Origin of the sequence: Smaragdicoccus niigatensis DSM 44881 = NBRC 103563 (genome assembly GCF_000380645.1) — a bacterium.
GTDB lineage: Bacteria > Actinomycetota > Actinomycetes > Mycobacteriales > Mycobacteriaceae > Smaragdicoccus > Smaragdicoccus niigatensis.
In genome coordinates this window covers 207,093-221,319 of record NZ_AQXZ01000018.1, presented here as the reverse complement: position 1 = coordinate 221,319, position 14,227 = coordinate 207,093, and the positions used below count along the sequence as shown (strand labels likewise).

Annotated in this window: 15 protein-coding genes; 5 read left to right on the top strand and 10 right to left on the bottom strand. The window is 64.7% G+C overall.

From position 1 onward, the window contains the following. Window positions 1–71: 71 nt before the first annotated feature. Window positions 72–575: a hypothetical protein gene (locus tag F600_RS30615; protein ID WP_018161871.1), complete on the top strand. Its 504-nt coding sequence runs from the start codon at window positions 72–74 to the stop codon at window positions 573–575. Here the strand turns inward: F600_RS30615 and F600_RS0117170 are convergent. Next, window positions 572–1,936 (bottom strand): MFS transporter, encoded by a 1,365-nt coding sequence (locus tag F600_RS0117170; RefSeq protein WP_018161870.1) that lies wholly within the window; start codon window positions 1,934–1,936, stop codon window positions 572–574. The two genes, F600_RS30615 and F600_RS0117170, sit on opposite strands and share 4 nt — an antisense overlap. Window positions 1,937–2,104: 168 nt before the next feature. Between F600_RS0117170 and F600_RS30610 the strand changes: the two genes are divergently transcribed. Then, on the top strand, window positions 2,105–2,500 hold the full coding sequence (locus F600_RS30610) for a hypothetical protein (RefSeq protein WP_018161869.1): 396 nt from the start codon (window positions 2,105–2,107) through the stop codon (window positions 2,498–2,500). Window positions 2,501–2,597: 97 nt separating this feature from the next. Here F600_RS30610 and F600_RS0117160 read toward each other — a convergent pair whose 3' ends face one another. Both F600_RS0117160 and F600_RS0117155 read right to left on the bottom strand, forming a co-directional pair. Next, on the bottom strand, window positions 2,598–3,620 hold the full coding sequence (locus F600_RS0117160) for an LLM class flavin-dependent oxidoreductase (protein WP_018161868.1): 1,023 nt from the start codon (window positions 3,618–3,620) through the stop codon (window positions 2,598–2,600). Further along, window positions 3,617–4,108 carry an SRPBCC family protein gene (locus F600_RS0117155; RefSeq protein ID WP_018161867.1) on the bottom strand — a complete coding sequence of 164 codons (492 nt, stop codon included), beginning with the start codon at window positions 4,106–4,108 and terminating at the stop codon, window positions 3,617–3,619. Before F600_RS0117155 ends, F600_RS0117160 begins: the two co-directional genes overlap by 4 nt. A 76-nt stretch (window positions 4,109–4,184) precedes the next feature. On the opposite strand from F600_RS0117155, the gene F600_RS0117150 reads away from it, so the two are divergent. Genes F600_RS0117150 through F600_RS0117140 form a run of 3 tightly spaced genes read left to right on the top strand, consistent with a single transcriptional unit; the run spans window position 4,185 to window position 5,584 of the window. Next, window positions 4,185–4,634: a hypothetical protein gene (locus F600_RS0117150; protein WP_018161866.1), complete on the top strand. Its 450-nt coding sequence runs from the start codon at window positions 4,185–4,187 to the stop codon at window positions 4,632–4,634. A 10-nt stretch (window positions 4,635–4,644) separates the two neighbouring features. Then, on the top strand, window positions 4,645–5,022 hold the full coding sequence (locus F600_RS0117145) for a tautomerase family protein (RefSeq protein WP_081628902.1): 378 nt from the start codon (window positions 4,645–4,647) through the stop codon (window positions 5,020–5,022). Then, complete coding sequence (locus F600_RS0117140; protein ID WP_040631788.1) at window positions 5,003–5,584, top strand: TetR/AcrR family transcriptional regulator; 582 nt, start codon at window positions 5,003–5,005, stop codon at window positions 5,582–5,584. The genes F600_RS0117145 and F600_RS0117140 overlap by 20 nt, the downstream gene beginning before the upstream one ends. Here F600_RS0117140 and helR read toward each other — a convergent pair. The 7 genes from helR to F600_RS0117105 all read right to left on the bottom strand — a co-directional run bounded on the left by helR (window position 5,569) and on the right by F600_RS0117105 (window position 14,150). Beyond that, a complete protein-coding gene (gene helR / locus F600_RS0117135; RefSeq protein ID WP_018161863.1) occupies window positions 5,569–7,746 on the bottom strand; it encodes an RNA polymerase recycling motor ATPase HelR in 2,178 nt (725 codons plus the stop codon). The genes F600_RS0117140 and helR overlap by 16 nt on opposite strands. A gap of 277 nt (window positions 7,747–8,023) precedes the next feature. Next, a complete protein-coding gene (locus tag F600_RS0117130) occupies window positions 8,024–9,955 on the bottom strand; it encodes a hypothetical protein (protein WP_018161862.1) in 1,932 nt (643 codons plus the stop codon). Window positions 9,956–10,060: 105 nt separating this feature from the next. Then, window positions 10,061–10,621, bottom strand: a complete 561-nt coding sequence (locus F600_RS0117125) for a manganese efflux pump MntP (protein ID WP_018161861.1) — start codon at window positions 10,619–10,621, stop codon at window positions 10,061–10,063. Between the two features lie 351 nt (window positions 10,622–10,972). Next, window positions 10,973–12,298: a serine hydrolase domain-containing protein gene (locus tag F600_RS28750; protein ID WP_018161860.1), complete on the bottom strand. Its 1,326-nt coding sequence runs from the start codon at window positions 12,296–12,298 to the stop codon at window positions 10,973–10,975. A gap of 46 nt (window positions 12,299–12,344) precedes the next feature. After that, window positions 12,345–12,530, bottom strand: coding sequence for a hypothetical protein (locus tag F600_RS0117115; RefSeq protein ID WP_018161859.1), 186 nt, complete (start codon window positions 12,528–12,530; stop codon window positions 12,345–12,347). A 175-nt stretch (window positions 12,531–12,705) separates the two neighbouring features. Further along, window positions 12,706–12,963 carry a hypothetical protein gene (locus F600_RS0117110; RefSeq protein WP_018161858.1) on the bottom strand — a complete coding sequence of 86 codons (258 nt, stop codon included), beginning with the start codon at window positions 12,961–12,963 and terminating at the stop codon, window positions 12,706–12,708. Between the two features lie 5 nt (window positions 12,964–12,968). Then, a complete protein-coding gene (locus F600_RS0117105; protein WP_018161857.1) occupies window positions 12,969–14,150 on the bottom strand; it encodes a PucR family transcriptional regulator in 1,182 nt (393 codons plus the stop codon). Window positions 14,151–14,227: the final 77 nt, after the last annotated feature.

Below are 14,227 nucleotides of genomic sequence, written 5' to 3'. Positions count from 1 at the left end.
CGAACGCGGTCCTGTGCATCGGCGAAATATGAGCCTGAAGCCACGTAGCCGTTACCGGGAGGTCCAATAACGTGAGCACTCTGACTCTTGATGATCTGTCCGCGAAGAGTTTCGAAGAGCTCGATGCTCTCTATCGGTCGGGCAGCGTGCCCGCCGATATCGGAGTTCTCGACAACAAGCCGAAGGGGCGCATGCTGGCCGTGCGCGGTGTCGACAAGACGCCGCTGTCCGGGTTGCTCTCGCTCGCCGCGAAGCTTCCGGTGTTTCCCTGGGACGGAAAGACTCTCACCGCTGGCGACGAGTCGAGCGGCGTCGGTATCAACCGCATCGGCCTGGGCGTGACGATGGACTGGTTCCCGTTCGCGACCCGCGTTCAGCCGTCGGTCATCGATGGCGCCGACTGCATCGTCCTCGACTACGAGCAGCCCGGGAATCCGTGGTTCATCCGAAAGATCCACGACGAACTGCGCGAAGTCGCACCGGGCATGTTCCTCGGGCCGGCGATGTGGAAGCGCGGCGACAATGACCCGGCGAACGTGCTGTGGTTCGCGCTCGACGCGACGGGCAACGGCTAACGCCGGGATCGGCTCGCCGCGACCACGGCGGCACCGGCAAGCAACAACCCCAGCGCGACTACCTGGAGGATGCGGCCCACCGCGGTCTCCAGTGATGACCCCTGCGATTCGAGCATTTCGATCACCGTGCTCGCGACCGCCACGCCTACCCCGGCTAGCGTGACGATCACCGTGAGCGTGACGCCGGCGGCCTCCCCTGCTCTCGCGGGGCTGACGACGGACTGGGTGGCGACCGTCGTGAAAGCGTAGATCAGCCCTAAGGTGAACCCGCTTGCCGTCAGGGCAGCGACGTACGCCGGGAGAGCGTGGACGGAGCCGAGCAGGAAGACCGCGACGGCCGCCACGATGCAACCGCCACCCATCACGATCATGTGCGGGATCCGTGCGCCCAGGCGCCCCGACACGGGCCCACCGAGGGCGGCGCCGATCGATGGCCCCAGGAAGACGAGGCCGGCTTCGAGCGGGCCCATTCCGCGGCCCTGCTGAAGTGCGAGCGTCGAGCCGAACACCGTGACGGCGTACGAGATGTTCGCGACCGCGCCGGCCACGACGAGAATCGTGAAGCGCGATTGACGAAGCAGGCTCAGTTCGACGAGGGGCTCGGCGACGCGATTCTCGACAGCGACGAACGCCGCGAACAAGACCATCGCGACCACGAAGAAGCCGATGGTCGGTACCGACAACCAACCCCATGACGTCGCGCGGTCGAACACGAGCGTGAACAGTCCGACGCCCGTGGTGATCAGGGCCAATCCGGCGATGTCAATGCGTTTCGAACCCGACGCCTGCGTGGACTCGGCAACGCGCAGCGCCACGATGGCAAGGGCCACCAGGGTGAGCGGCACATTGAGCCAGAAGATCCACCGCCAGCTCAGTTCCGCGGTGAGGAATCCGCCGACGAGCGGTCCCGCTGCGTTTCCCAATCCCGCTATCCCGTAACACAATCCGATTGCCTTACCCGCCTCTCCGGACGGAAACGCGTTGGTGAGCACGCTGACCGAGACGGGAAAGACGAGCGCAGCGCCGAGCCCCTGCACGACGCGGAACGCGACGAGAAACGCCACGTTCGGCGCGAGGGCGCACAGCACGGACGCCAGACCGAACAGTCCGATGCCGATCAGCAGAACTCGTCGACGGCCGTAGATGTCCCCAACGCGTCCGCCGGGCACCATGAACGCGCCAAGCGCCAGCATGTACGCGCTGATGACCCATTGCAGATCCGTGCTCGATGAGGACAGGTCGTCTGCCATACGCGGCAGCGCGAGATTCATCGCGAAGTAGTCGATCTGGATGCAGAACAGCGCGAGGGAAATCGCCGCAATGATCGACTTCGCGTGGGCGGGGGTCTGCGGCGGCGACATGCCGACTCCTGAGATCGGAATTGGTCTTGTCACAGCCTATTTCGTTTCTGATCCACCGATCGGAGGAACCGCGTTTCCGCTGGTGAATCGACGTTTCGGCGGACGGCTCCGGGGCGTTGGAAGCGGGACCGTAAGGGCAGTGAAACAACTCCCGAAAGGACCGATCCCATGATCATCACCACAACCCGTCGCCGGATCTTCGCCGTGCCCACAACCACGCTCAAGATCTCCAATTACACCGACCAGACCATGTGGCTCGTGCGGTCGGACAACGCCAACGGCCATTGGGTCGGAGCCCCGCGCGAGGCACTCGACCCCGGGCAGACCGAGATCGTGACCGCCGTCGCGAACACCTCGTCGCCGACCATGCCCATCTCGATCTCGTACGACGTCGGCGAAACCGGCGTCGTCGCCCACTTCAACTCGGCCAACAACTACCTGGGGGCCAACACCTACGGTTCCGGCGTGGTGGGCGACAGCGCGGACGACTTCAAGGTCGCGGCGTGGATCGACTCCGGCGTGCCGAACGTCTACGTCGGCTACATCCTGGCCGAGGCCGATTGATTGGTCCGTACCGCGGCCAAACATCTGCACCCCAAACCCAGAACTCCAGCCCTACCAGCGCACTATTCGGGCCGAGCCTGCGTGAAAGGGGTGCGGATTAGCGGGCGCCCACCGCGGCCATCAGCTGCTCGAGTGTGCCGATCTGCTTGTCGTACGGTCCGTCGAGTTTCGCCAGGAGCACGTCGATGCCGGACTGTTCGTAGAGGGCAATGCGTGCACTGATTTCGGCGGGCGTTCCGACGAGGTTCGTCTGCCGTCCGAGTTCGATCGGCACCGCGCGTTTGGCCGCATCCCGGTCGCCCGCCTGCCAGAGCTCGGCGACTCGTTGAACCTCGGCACCGAAACCCAGCCGGGTGAAGGCGTCGTTGTAGAAGTTGCGACCGCCCGTGCCCATCGAGCCGATGGTGAAGGCGTAGCCCTCTGCGTGGTGGCGTGCGATGTCGGGATCGTCAGTGAAATCGACCGCAACCGGAGCCACCAGAGTCACGTCATCGAGACTCCGTCCGGCACTCTCGGCGCCTTCGTACAGCGGCCCGAGGAAGACGTCGGCGAGTTCGGGCATGAAGGCGTTGCCGAGCCAGCCGTCCGCTAGTTCGCCGGTGAGCCGCAGGTTCGCGGGGCCCATCGCGGCAACGTAGACCGGCACGTGCTGCGGCGCCACCAGCGGGCGGAGGGCGGCACCGGCACAGTCCGGCAGCGGCAGCGGGTAGATCTCGCCATCGTGAACGAGCCGCTCCCCGCGTTCGATGATCCGGATGATCTCGATCGTTTCCCGCGTCGTCTGAACCGGTTTGCGGAACCGGACGCCGTGCCAGCCCTCCATGACCCGCGGCCCGGAAACGCCGATCCCGAGGTTGAAGCGGCCACCCGATAACTGCTGAATGCTCAGCGCCGACGTGGCCAGCATCGCGGGTGAGCGTGAGCCGAGTTGCACGACGAAAGTGCCGAGTTCGATCGATGTCGTATGCGCCGCAAGGTATGCCAGGCCGGTGAGCGCGTCGTAGCCCCACACCTCAGGCACCCATAGCGAGGTGACGCCGAGCCGCTCGGCTTCCTGGGCGAACTCCACCGCGCCCGGCAGTCGCGGCTCGATCATGACCCCGACGCGCAAGCCAGTCATCCTTCGATCAACGCTTTGAGCCCGGCCAGATTGGCGGCCATTCCTTGTCTCCACTGATCGAGTCGACCCGCGACTATGCGCGCTTCCTTCTCCGGCATCGCGCGGATCGCGAACGTCAGTCCGCTGGGAGCGGGCCCCATCCGGGCCCATTGCCGCACGATCGCGCCTTCGCTCGTGGGGTCGATTTCGAAGCCCCAGGTCGCCATGGGCGCGTCCTCCCCGTCGACCTGCCACACCCAGCGACGTTCGGGCTCGAGTTCGACCACTCGACAATTCGTTTGCCATTCGCCGAGTGCCGGGTGCCGGTTGAACCCACGGAACCGGGCGCCGACCTCGACGTGATCGGCGCCGTCGAGCCACTCGACTTTCCACAGTTCGGTGGAGAACTGGATCGGGAAACCGATGTCGGTGACGGCGGCCCAGATGTCGGCGCAGTTGCCCGTGATGCGTTCCGAAACTTCGGTAGTGGGGCAATCGCGGTATCTCATGGCTGCCCTTCGAGTGCGCGTTCAGCGATTATGCTGGTTAGCATAATCGCACAGAACCGGTGATCGGGAGCTGCTAGTGAACGTTGCCATATGCACCGTCCTCTCCGGGCGCCTCGCGCCCCGAACGACCCGCGACCTCGAGGCCGCGTTGAAGTCTCGCTATCGGGAACTCTTCGCCGAGAGCCTGACGGTCGTGTGGCTCGAGGTGCCGCCGGACCAGGCCTTCACCAACGGCAAACCGTCGTCGATGTCGTGGCTGTTGATTCCCGTGGCGGACGGCCTTGACCAGGCGATCCGGGAAAAGGCGCTGACGACGATGGCCGCAGACTGGGCGCGCATCGCGAACTGCGATCCGGACGACATCATGATCGCGATGCCCGACGCGTCCGTCCAGGCGCAGTACCTGAAGTCCAATCGCGAACGGATTCCACTCGGCCGACTCCCGGAGTTCCTGCTGCGGACCGGTGTCCGGGTGGCCACCGGATTCGCGACGCGGCGCACGTTGTCCACGACCGCCAACTTCTGAAGGGCCGGACATGCCTCTGTACAACGTGGCCTGCCGGAAGCCCCTCACGCAGGCGACGCGCGAACGTGTAGTGAGTTCGATTACCGACACGCATTGCACGGTGACGGGCGCGCCCCCGGAGTTCGTCTCCGTGGTCTTCGCCGACGGTTATCCCCTGCGTTCGGGTCTGCAGATCTCCGTCATCGGCGGGATCCGTACCGGCGGCAATCGAACCGCTTCGGTCATCGAGGAACTCGAACGCCAAATGCATCAGTCCGTCGCCGCGGCATCAGGTTCGCAACCCGACCGCGTTGACGTGTCGCTGGTCGGATTCGCCGCGAATTGGATTCTCGAAGGCGGACGGATCATGCCCGATCCCGGTGATGAACATGACTGGCTCGATCACTAAGCCGCCCACCCGGCAGCGCATGATCGACAGCGCTGTGCAACTGCTCCGTGAGCGCGGGGCGGCCGGCGTCACGATCGACGCGGTCTTGACCCGCAGCGAGGCACCGCGCGGATCGGTCTATCACCACTTTCCCGGCGGTCGGAATCAGATCCTGACCGAGGCACTGCAACTTGCAGGCGACACGATCGGCGGGATCATCGAGTCCGCCACGTCGTCTGGTTCGCGACGGGCTCTCGAGCAGTTCCGGAACATGTGGGCGGGGTTCCTCGCACAATCCGACTTCAACGCGGGTTGTCCGGCCGTCTCCGTCGCGGTCGGCGGTTCGCCCGAGGACGAGGCGCTCCAACCGATGGCCACGCAGATTTTCACGAGGTGGCATTCATCGATCGCCGCGGCGATGGTGGCCGACGGTATTCCCGAAGAACGAGCCGCTCAGCTCGCGACGGTCGCGTTGGCGACCATCGAGGGGGCCGTGATCCTGTGTCGGGTGCACAAGACCTTGGCTCCCCTCGATGACGCCGTCGCCGTCATGTCGGAAATGGTGGCTTACGCCGGCCGCTGATTCGCCAGTCCACTGAGGGACTCCGGCAGCGGGCCGACGTGCAGAACACCGAGTCGCTGCGTGGCTCGGGTCAGCGCCACGTACAGCTCGGCCGCACCGCGCTCACCTTCGGTGATGATCTGTTCCGGTTCGACGACGAGCACCGAGTCGAACTCCAGACCCTTCGTCTCCGACGCGGGAACGGTACCGGGAAAACCGACCGGCCCGATGACGATGCTCGTGCCATCACGATCAGCTTCGTCGGCGACGAATTCATCGATCGCAGTAGGGATCTCGCTTTCTGCTACCTGTCGAGACCACGGCTGGACGCCACTCGAACGGACTGACTCCGGAGCCTCGACTCCCGGGGCGAACGACGCGAGAAGCTCGCCCGCGACAGCCATGATCTCCGCTGGCGTGCGGTAGTTCATGGTCAGCGTCCGGTACGCCCAGCGACCGGAAACGTGCGGTTCGAGCATCGTGCCCCACGACGTCGCACCGGCCGCCGAACGACGCTGTGCGAGGTCGCCCACGATGGTGAAGGACTTCGTCGGGCAGCGACGCATGAGGACGCGCCAGTCCATCTCGGACAGTTCCTGCGCCTCGTCGACGACGACGTGCCGATACGTCCACTCCCGGTCCGACGCGGCACGTTCGGCGACGTCTCGGGTATCGCGTTCGACGAACCGCTCGGCCAGTCGCTCGGCGTCCATGATCTCGTTCGCGAACAGCTGCATGCCTTCGCCGTCCATGTTGTCCTGGCGCGTCACCATCATGTCCATGACGTCCTTGGCATGCTCGATCGCCGTGGCACGTTCCCGGGCCGCGGCCGCATCGTCCGCGGGGTCGCGCCCGATGATCTCGATGAGCTCGTCGATGAGTGAGACGTCCGAGACCGTCCACGCGCTGCCGTCTTCGCGCCACAACGAGTCGTCGGCGCCCGCCGCGCGAAGCCGGCTGCGATTCGTATAGAGCTCGGCGAGAAAGGTTTCCGGCTGCAGCACCGGCCACAGCTGATCGAGCATCGTGGTGAACACGTCCGATACGGCGAGCTCTTCGATCAACGACCTCCGCATGTCCTCCCACTCTTTGCGGTTTTCGCGAGACAACCAGCCCTGTCCCAGGCGGCCGATCGCACGCTCGGTGAGCACGTACGTGACGATCTCCCGGAACTTTGCGCGCGATTCGTTGTGCGGCAGACCTGTGCCCCGGGCTTCGTCGCGCGCCCACTCCGCGGTGTCGTCGTCGACCCGGAGACTGACGCCGCCGAGTTGGATCGCAACCGGGTCCTCCGGTAGGCGCTGCAGATTCGCGACCGCGCGTTTGAGGACGGTCACCATGTTCAGCGAACCCTTGAGGCGAGCGACCGCCGGGGCGTCCTCGGTGGTGACGTGCATTCCGGGGAGGAAGTCCCCTGGCGTCATGAACACGACGCTCGTTTCACCGAGCGACGGCAGCACGCGGCCGACGTGGCGAATGAACGCCTTGTTGGGCCCGACGACGAGCACGCCGTGCTTCTCCATGCGCTCGCGATAGGTGTAGAGCAGGTACGCGACGCGGTGCAGCGCGACGACCGTCTTGCCGGTTCCGGGGCCGCCCTCGATGACGACGACGCCGTTGTGGCTGAGCCGGATGATCTCGTCCTGCTCGGCCTGGATCGTCGCGACGATGTCGCGCATACCCTCGCCGCGCGGGGCATTGACCGCCGCGAGCAGTGCAGCGTCTCCCCGTTCGCCGCCGCCGGGATGCCCGAACACCTCGTCGGTGAAGTCGACGAGGTCTCGACCTTCGCTGTGGAACTGCCGGCGGCGTTGCATGTTCTCCGGCGACACTGCCGTCGCGACGTAGAACGGACGGGCGGCCGGTGCGCGCCAGTCGAGCAGCAGCGACTCGAACTCATTCGCCTCGTCGTAGATGCCGATGCGTCCGACGTACGAGACCTCGCCGGTCAGAGCGTCGAGTCGGCCGAAGCACAGACCGTTGTCGGCGATGTCGAGGCGCCGAACTTCCCTCCCGAGTGTGCTGACTTCCACGTCCCGCTCGATGAGCGTGCCACCGTGTTCGCGCAACGCGTCGGCGAATCTCGCCCCGACCCGAGCGCGTTCGGCGTCGAGTCGGGCATAGAGGTCCGCCACGTACTCTCGCTCGGACCGCAATTCGTCTTCATACTCTCGATCTGACATGCGCCCCCCCAATCCAGACTGTCCGGTGACTGCGTTTGCGCAGGCGGAAGCCGTAGGTTCACGATTGTGCGGCACAGTGGGGGTCTTGCCGCAAGCCCGGGGGTGCGATATATCTTTAAATGGGCGAGGAGATAACTCCTCGCTTTCGTCGTCTCTGGGCCCATCTTGCCGAGCCGCCGCATCCACACCCCAAACTCACAAATGCACGCAGGCCAGCGCGCCGGTAGGCGAGCGTCTGACCAAAAGAAGTGCGGCTGCGGACTGCCAACGCGCCGGTCTAACCTTCCGCGCCCGTCTTTCCCCGCCGCCGCATGAAGAGAATCCCGGCCGCAACGGCACCGCCGAGCACAAGCACTCCCGCGCCGATCGCGATCTCCAGCCAGCGGGACGAACTTCCGGCTGCGGTTGGCGAGCTCGCAACCGCCACACTCAGCATCTCCGGTTCGCGGTTGGTGACCTTGAACAGGACATCGCCCGTGAGCCGCTGCCACCGGCTCGGCCTCTCATTGAGCCAGGTCACGAGCGCGTCGAGGTCGTCCGGAGCCTTCAGCGAGGACAGCGCCAGGATCGTCGAGGTGCCATCGAACATCGTCTGCAGCGAGGCAAACGTCATTCCCGGTGTCACCTTCACCGTGGCCGAGTCGCCGCCCGGTGTCGCAAGGTCGAGTTGTCCCTTTTCGATCTGCCGAAGCGGAAGTGAAACGTCGGGAACGCCGTTCGCGGCAATGAGGACCGCCGACTTGTGCGCCGCGATCGCCTCCGCCATCGACTCGACCTTCGGAATCAGCTGCACGGAAGTCAGTCTCTGCAGTCCGGCCGCCACCGAGACAGCCCGCCACGCGTCCTTGAAGTCGCCGTCCGCGAGTCCGAACGTCAGGTCGGGAAGCAATGCCTGGGGCAGCGAGCCGAATCCGGCCGGAAGCGGCGGATCCGACGATTCGCTTGTGACTTCACTGCCGCCGTCGATCACGAGCGACACCGGCGGATCGAAGTCGCAACCGTTTCCGTCGTTGACCTCTTCGAGCGAGACGCGCAGTGTGGTGGACCGCGTGAGCAGTTGATTCGGGATCTTCTCGATCCGGTCGAACTTCCCGTCGTCGGTCGCGCGCCACGAGTCGATCTCGGTGCCGTTGGCGGTCACCGACACTCGTCCACCCCATGATGCCGGCAGCGGTGTGTGGTTTCCCTTGAGGCGCACGGTCACGTTCTGGGACGACCGCCCGATGCGGCTCTGGTCGATCGGGACCTGAATGCTGACGCGCCCGCTGCCCATGCTGCTCAGCTGCCGCTGCCCGAGCGCGGTGAGAGTCATCGAATCGGACGGCTCGGTCTCGGTGGCAGGAATTCCACTGGCGGCGGCGAGCGGGGCCACCACGACATTGCGGAGGTCACTCGTGAGCAGGCGGACCTGCTCGCCCAGCTGGGCGCCCTGGCCGCTGAGCGTCAGCAACGGACCCGGACCATCGAAGGTCAGCGAGGTCTCCGTGGTCTTGCCCTCGCGGATGGCGATCTGGCGTTCGAGAACGGCGGGCGGATGATCGACGATATTCCTCTGGTCCTCGAGCCAGTGCACATCGACAGTCACCTGGCGGTACTCGGCCACGATGGCCGTCGCGACCTGCATCGCCGCTTGGGTCTCGAGCTGAGTCGGCGATTTCGGTACGTACAGAGTCAGCTTCTGCAGCGTCGGCGGGAGGAAGTCGGCGATGACCGTGGGCTGCGCCTCGTTGCCGGAATAGTTGATGAGCGGATCGTGGAGTCGCAGGGGAACGTCCCGCCAGTCGACGACGCAGTATCCGTTGAACGGAATCACGGTCGACTTGAGCGTCACATTCGCCATGTGGTTCTCGATGTTGACCCCGGCCAGCGGCAGCGTCACCGGTCCGCCTGCACCCAGCGGAAGGTCGACGCGAGCAATCAGTCGGTCGTAGTCGAGGACGTCGATGCTGGCGCGGTCGACCAAGGCCGGCATGTCGACGGTCGCGGTGATCGACGTTGGGACGACTCCCTCCGGAACCGGGATCGACAGGTTCTGCGTCGAGGTCTGACCCGGGAACTCCAACGTGTCCGGCAGGCCGGTCGGGTTCGTGCCGAGGACCAGGTCCCGGTGCGCCGGAGCGATCGGTGCGGCCGTTGCCGGACTTACCAGCAACGGCATAGCACCGATGGCGATGACCGCCAGGAGACACGTCGATCGTGCCTTGAACATCGAGACCCCCAGGACGCCGGCAGATTGACCCGCATTCCGAATCTTGACATGTCCACCTTGTCCGAAAGATCGAATCGCGGCTTCAACACGGTGTGGGTCGGACCGTCACCAGAAACCGAGATGGCTAAACAGGATGTTGGTGCCGATCCCGACGAGAAGAACGCCGCCGGCGATCTCGGCCGACGTGCCCAACTTCTCGTTGGCGCGGTGGCCCACTCGGAATCCCACGAGGGAGAACGCCAGCGTCGTGACGCCGACGAGTGCTGCGGCTCCCACGATGTCGACGGCTAGAAACGCCAACGCGATGCCGACTGCGAGCGCGTCGATGCTGGTGGCAATGGCGAGGACGAGAACCTCACGTCCGGTCGTCTCGTCCTTCGTCTGACGGCCGCCCGCCTTCAGGGCGCCCCACAACATATTGAGGCCGATGACGCCCAAGAGCGTGAACGCGATCCAGTGATCGATGCCCGTGATGAGTGGCGAGAACTTCGCTGCGAGCACCCAACCGAGCAAGAGCATCAGTGCCTGCGCAGCGCCGAATGCACCAGCGAGCTTCCAGCCCGCGCGCCACTTGAACGTCGTGCAGGCGAGGCCCTTGCCCAGGGAGACGGCGAAGGCGTCGGCGGCGACACCACCGGCGATGAGCAACAGTGGCCAGAAGGACATGATCGGCCTTTCGTTTGGCCGTGCCCGCAAGTGACTGCGCAGGGAGAGATCTCGGCACGGATGTGAAGTGCCGAAGGTCTCGTTCACCCGACTAAGTCGGGCGGCACGCCGGGCCACATGGGTGGCCAGTATGTCGACGTACCTCCTCGATCCCGAGGGACCGAGGGAACTACTCCCCTTCGCTGTTTTCCACGTTAGGGACGCCGATCGTCGGGCCGCAATGGTTGTCGATTCACGAAAGTGATTGTGCGGGTTGACGAAACATCAAGTTCGTACGGATGGTGGTCAGTTTCGCCCGGTCAGCGGGCGAAACTGACAACGATCTTGGGTCCGGCTGTGCGCAGGATCACGCTAGTGATGAAGCACCGCAATGGCATCGGCGGCGACTTTGAGCGAGCGGCTGTACTCGGGTGAATGCTGCGTGAAACTCATCTGCACGACGACCAGACGCTCCGACGGAACAATGACCATCCGCTGTCCGTCGTGCCCCTCGGCGTAATAGGTATCCGCCGGTAAGCCGGTCTTGAGGACTTTGCCGGCGACGTCCTTGTTCGTCCACCACCCGGACCCGTACCCGATTTCCTCGGTCTCAGCGGCCGGGACGGCTTTGACGGAGTCGGCCATCCAGCCCTTTGGCAGCAGACGTTGACCGTTCCAGACGCCGTCGTCGAGCGCGAACTGCCCGATCGCGGCCCAGTCGCGCGGGGTCGCCCACAGGTAGGAACCGCACACGGGCGTGCCGACCGCATCGGGTTCGAGCACTGCGCTGGTCAGACCGAGCGGCGCGAACAATGTCCGACGCGGGAAGTCGGGACCGCCGTTCTTCGGCGCGATGATCGAGCACAGCAACGTCGTGCTGCCGGTCGAGTATTCGAGATGTTGGCCGGGTGGATATGCGAGTTTCTGGGAGGCCACGTACGCACCCATGTCCGGTTGCAGATAAAGCATCCGCGTCACGGGGGTGTTGAGTTCGTAGATCTCCTGCCACTCCAGGCCGCTCGTCATCTGCATGAGTTGACGGATGGTGATGGCCGCGCGCTGATCGGTCCATTCGGGGCGCAGGTGGTCTTGATCGAGATTGAGCTTGCCCTCGTAGACAAGCCGACCGACCAGCAGGTTGGTGAGGCTCTTGGTCATCGACCAGCTGATCTGTGGGGTGTCCTTGGTGAACCCTGGGGCGTAGCGCTCGGCGATCAGCTTGCCGTCATGGATGACGATGACCGCACGGGTGCCCAGCTGCTTCTGCGCGGTGGCCGACAGATCCAGGCCGAAGGCGTGGTCGAGGGCTGCCTTCAACGGCCCGTCACCAGGAGACGGCGCGTTCGTGAACGGATTGGATTGTGCGTTAACTGGCGTCGGAGGTGCGAAATTCGGGCGTTCATCAGCGATGGTGCAGCCGTACCCGGGTGTAAACCAAGCCGTCTTCTTCGCGATTATTCCGAGCCCGCTCGCGGTGACTGATTGGTCGCCATACGACAGGTGGAGAAGAACGCTGAGTGGATCGGGCGGAAGGTCGTCGCGCGGATTGTCGCGATGGGCCGTGATAACCGTCGCGCATGCGCTGTGCGCCGCATAACCGCTGCCCGTGAACATGACCGGACGCTCGTACCAGTAGCCACCGACAAGACCGATCACAGCCAGCAGGACGACCACCACGATGACGCGCGACGTCCGCATATTGGCAGCGTAACCGCCGTGATCGTGGTTTCGCTGCGGGCTGGAATTACTGGGTCTCGCCGACGAGTGCCAGGCGACGCGGTGCGACCTCGACGTGCTCAACGGCCTCGGCGGCGGTCGAGGTCATCGCCTTGATGCCATCGGTGAACCCGTGCCAGATCGCGGAGACCAGGCCGAGCGAGATGGGGAGTGCGGCGGCCATGTAGATACCGATGAGGACGTAGAGCTGCATTTGTTTCTCCAGTTTCGAATTCAGGGCGAAAGCCATTTGCTTCGCGAAATGAAATCCCCGGGCCGCTGATTTGTTCGGCGGTGTTGATTTCGACTGATTCAAACTTTAAGAGTGATCCGGACCACGAAACAGGCGGCGAACGGCAGAAAAGTTACTCGTTCCGGCAAAGACTTGCCTATCGGAAGAAGCTGATGACGATAGCCACCAGAACAACCGCGCCGAGCGTGCGGCGGAAGTAGTTCACTCCCTGCGCGAGTTCGAGGTAGGCCCAGACGAACAGAAATGCGGTGCTCAAGCTACTGAAAGCGGACTGCAGATGGCCGGCCGAAACCAAGGCAGCGACCTTGAACAAGGCCCAACAGAGCACCGGCATGTTGGGCCACTGCCACAGCACGATCCGGCCGGACTGGTCACGAAATATTTTGTCGAGCAACGCGATCAGACCAGCGACAGGATTCTGGCGGCTTCCAGCGCGAGGTGTATTTCCCCGAGATCGCGCGGGTTCGTCAGGTCGCGACCGGTCAGTTCCTCGAGTCGGCGGAGCCGGTACCGGACCGTGTTGCGGTGCATGTGCAACTGCTTGGCCGCGGTCGACGTCGAACCTGAAACCGACAACCAGGTTCGAGCGGTATCGATGAGGACCTCGCGGTCCTGCTCGGGCAGATCGAGGACCCGCCCGAGGATCTGACGGGCGAGCATCGCGGCGGATTCGGGCGCACTGGCAAGCAACACACCTACCGGGTTCCCATCGAACCGCGTGATGTCACGGCTGCCCGGCGTTGCGGCCGAACACGCGAGGCGCGCGTCGTGCACCGCTCGCGCGGTTTCGTCGAGGCGACCAAATGCCGCACTGCACCCCATGCGACTGATCGCGGCCGACCGAAGGATGTCGAGAACCGCATCGATCCCGGTGTGCCGCGTCAGGACGATGATTCCCTCTTGCCGATCGGCGTCGACTCGCCACGCTGACGCGACGTCGGCACGCAGGAAGTCCGACTCGATGTGCGGCAGCGGTTCCTGTCCGGGCAGCACGCATTCCGCGGAGACCACGATGAAGTTGCCTTGCATGGGGATCCCGAGCAGCCGCGCCGCGTCCCACTGCCGAGCGGTATCCGCGGTGCCGTCGAGAAGGGAGTTGAGCAGTGCGGAACGAACCTGCGAATCCACCCGGGCGCGAGCGGCGATGGCGTCGCGATAGGTGTCGGTGACGGCGAACGCCAGGTTGTCCGACACCTGCCAGATATCGGCCGCGGCCTGCAGGAGCACGTCTCGCGTCTCACTGCTCGAGTGTTCGATCATCACTTCCCACAGCGACCGCGCGCCGATGCGGAATGCCTGGAGCACGGATTCGTACGGAACGCCCTGCAGCGCTCGCGTCCGGGCAGTGGCTCGCGGGATGTCGAGGTCGACGCCCGGAAGGGCCGCCAGGCTGTTGAGGATGTAGGCGATGTTGTCGCGAACCGCGATGTTGAGATCGGCGTGCGTGACGCGGGTTTCCTGCGCGTAGTACGGGTCGGAATCGCGAATTCGCTGAGCGATCCGTTTGCCCAGAGAGTCGACGTCGGCGAGCAGTTCGATGCAGAGCTCGCGCACAACCGGATCAGGTGTGACCTGGGTCATACCTTGCAACCTAGCACTTCGTTTGTGCCTGAGCACAACGAAGTCCGTGTTCGCAGCCGTACGGAAACCCGTTGCGT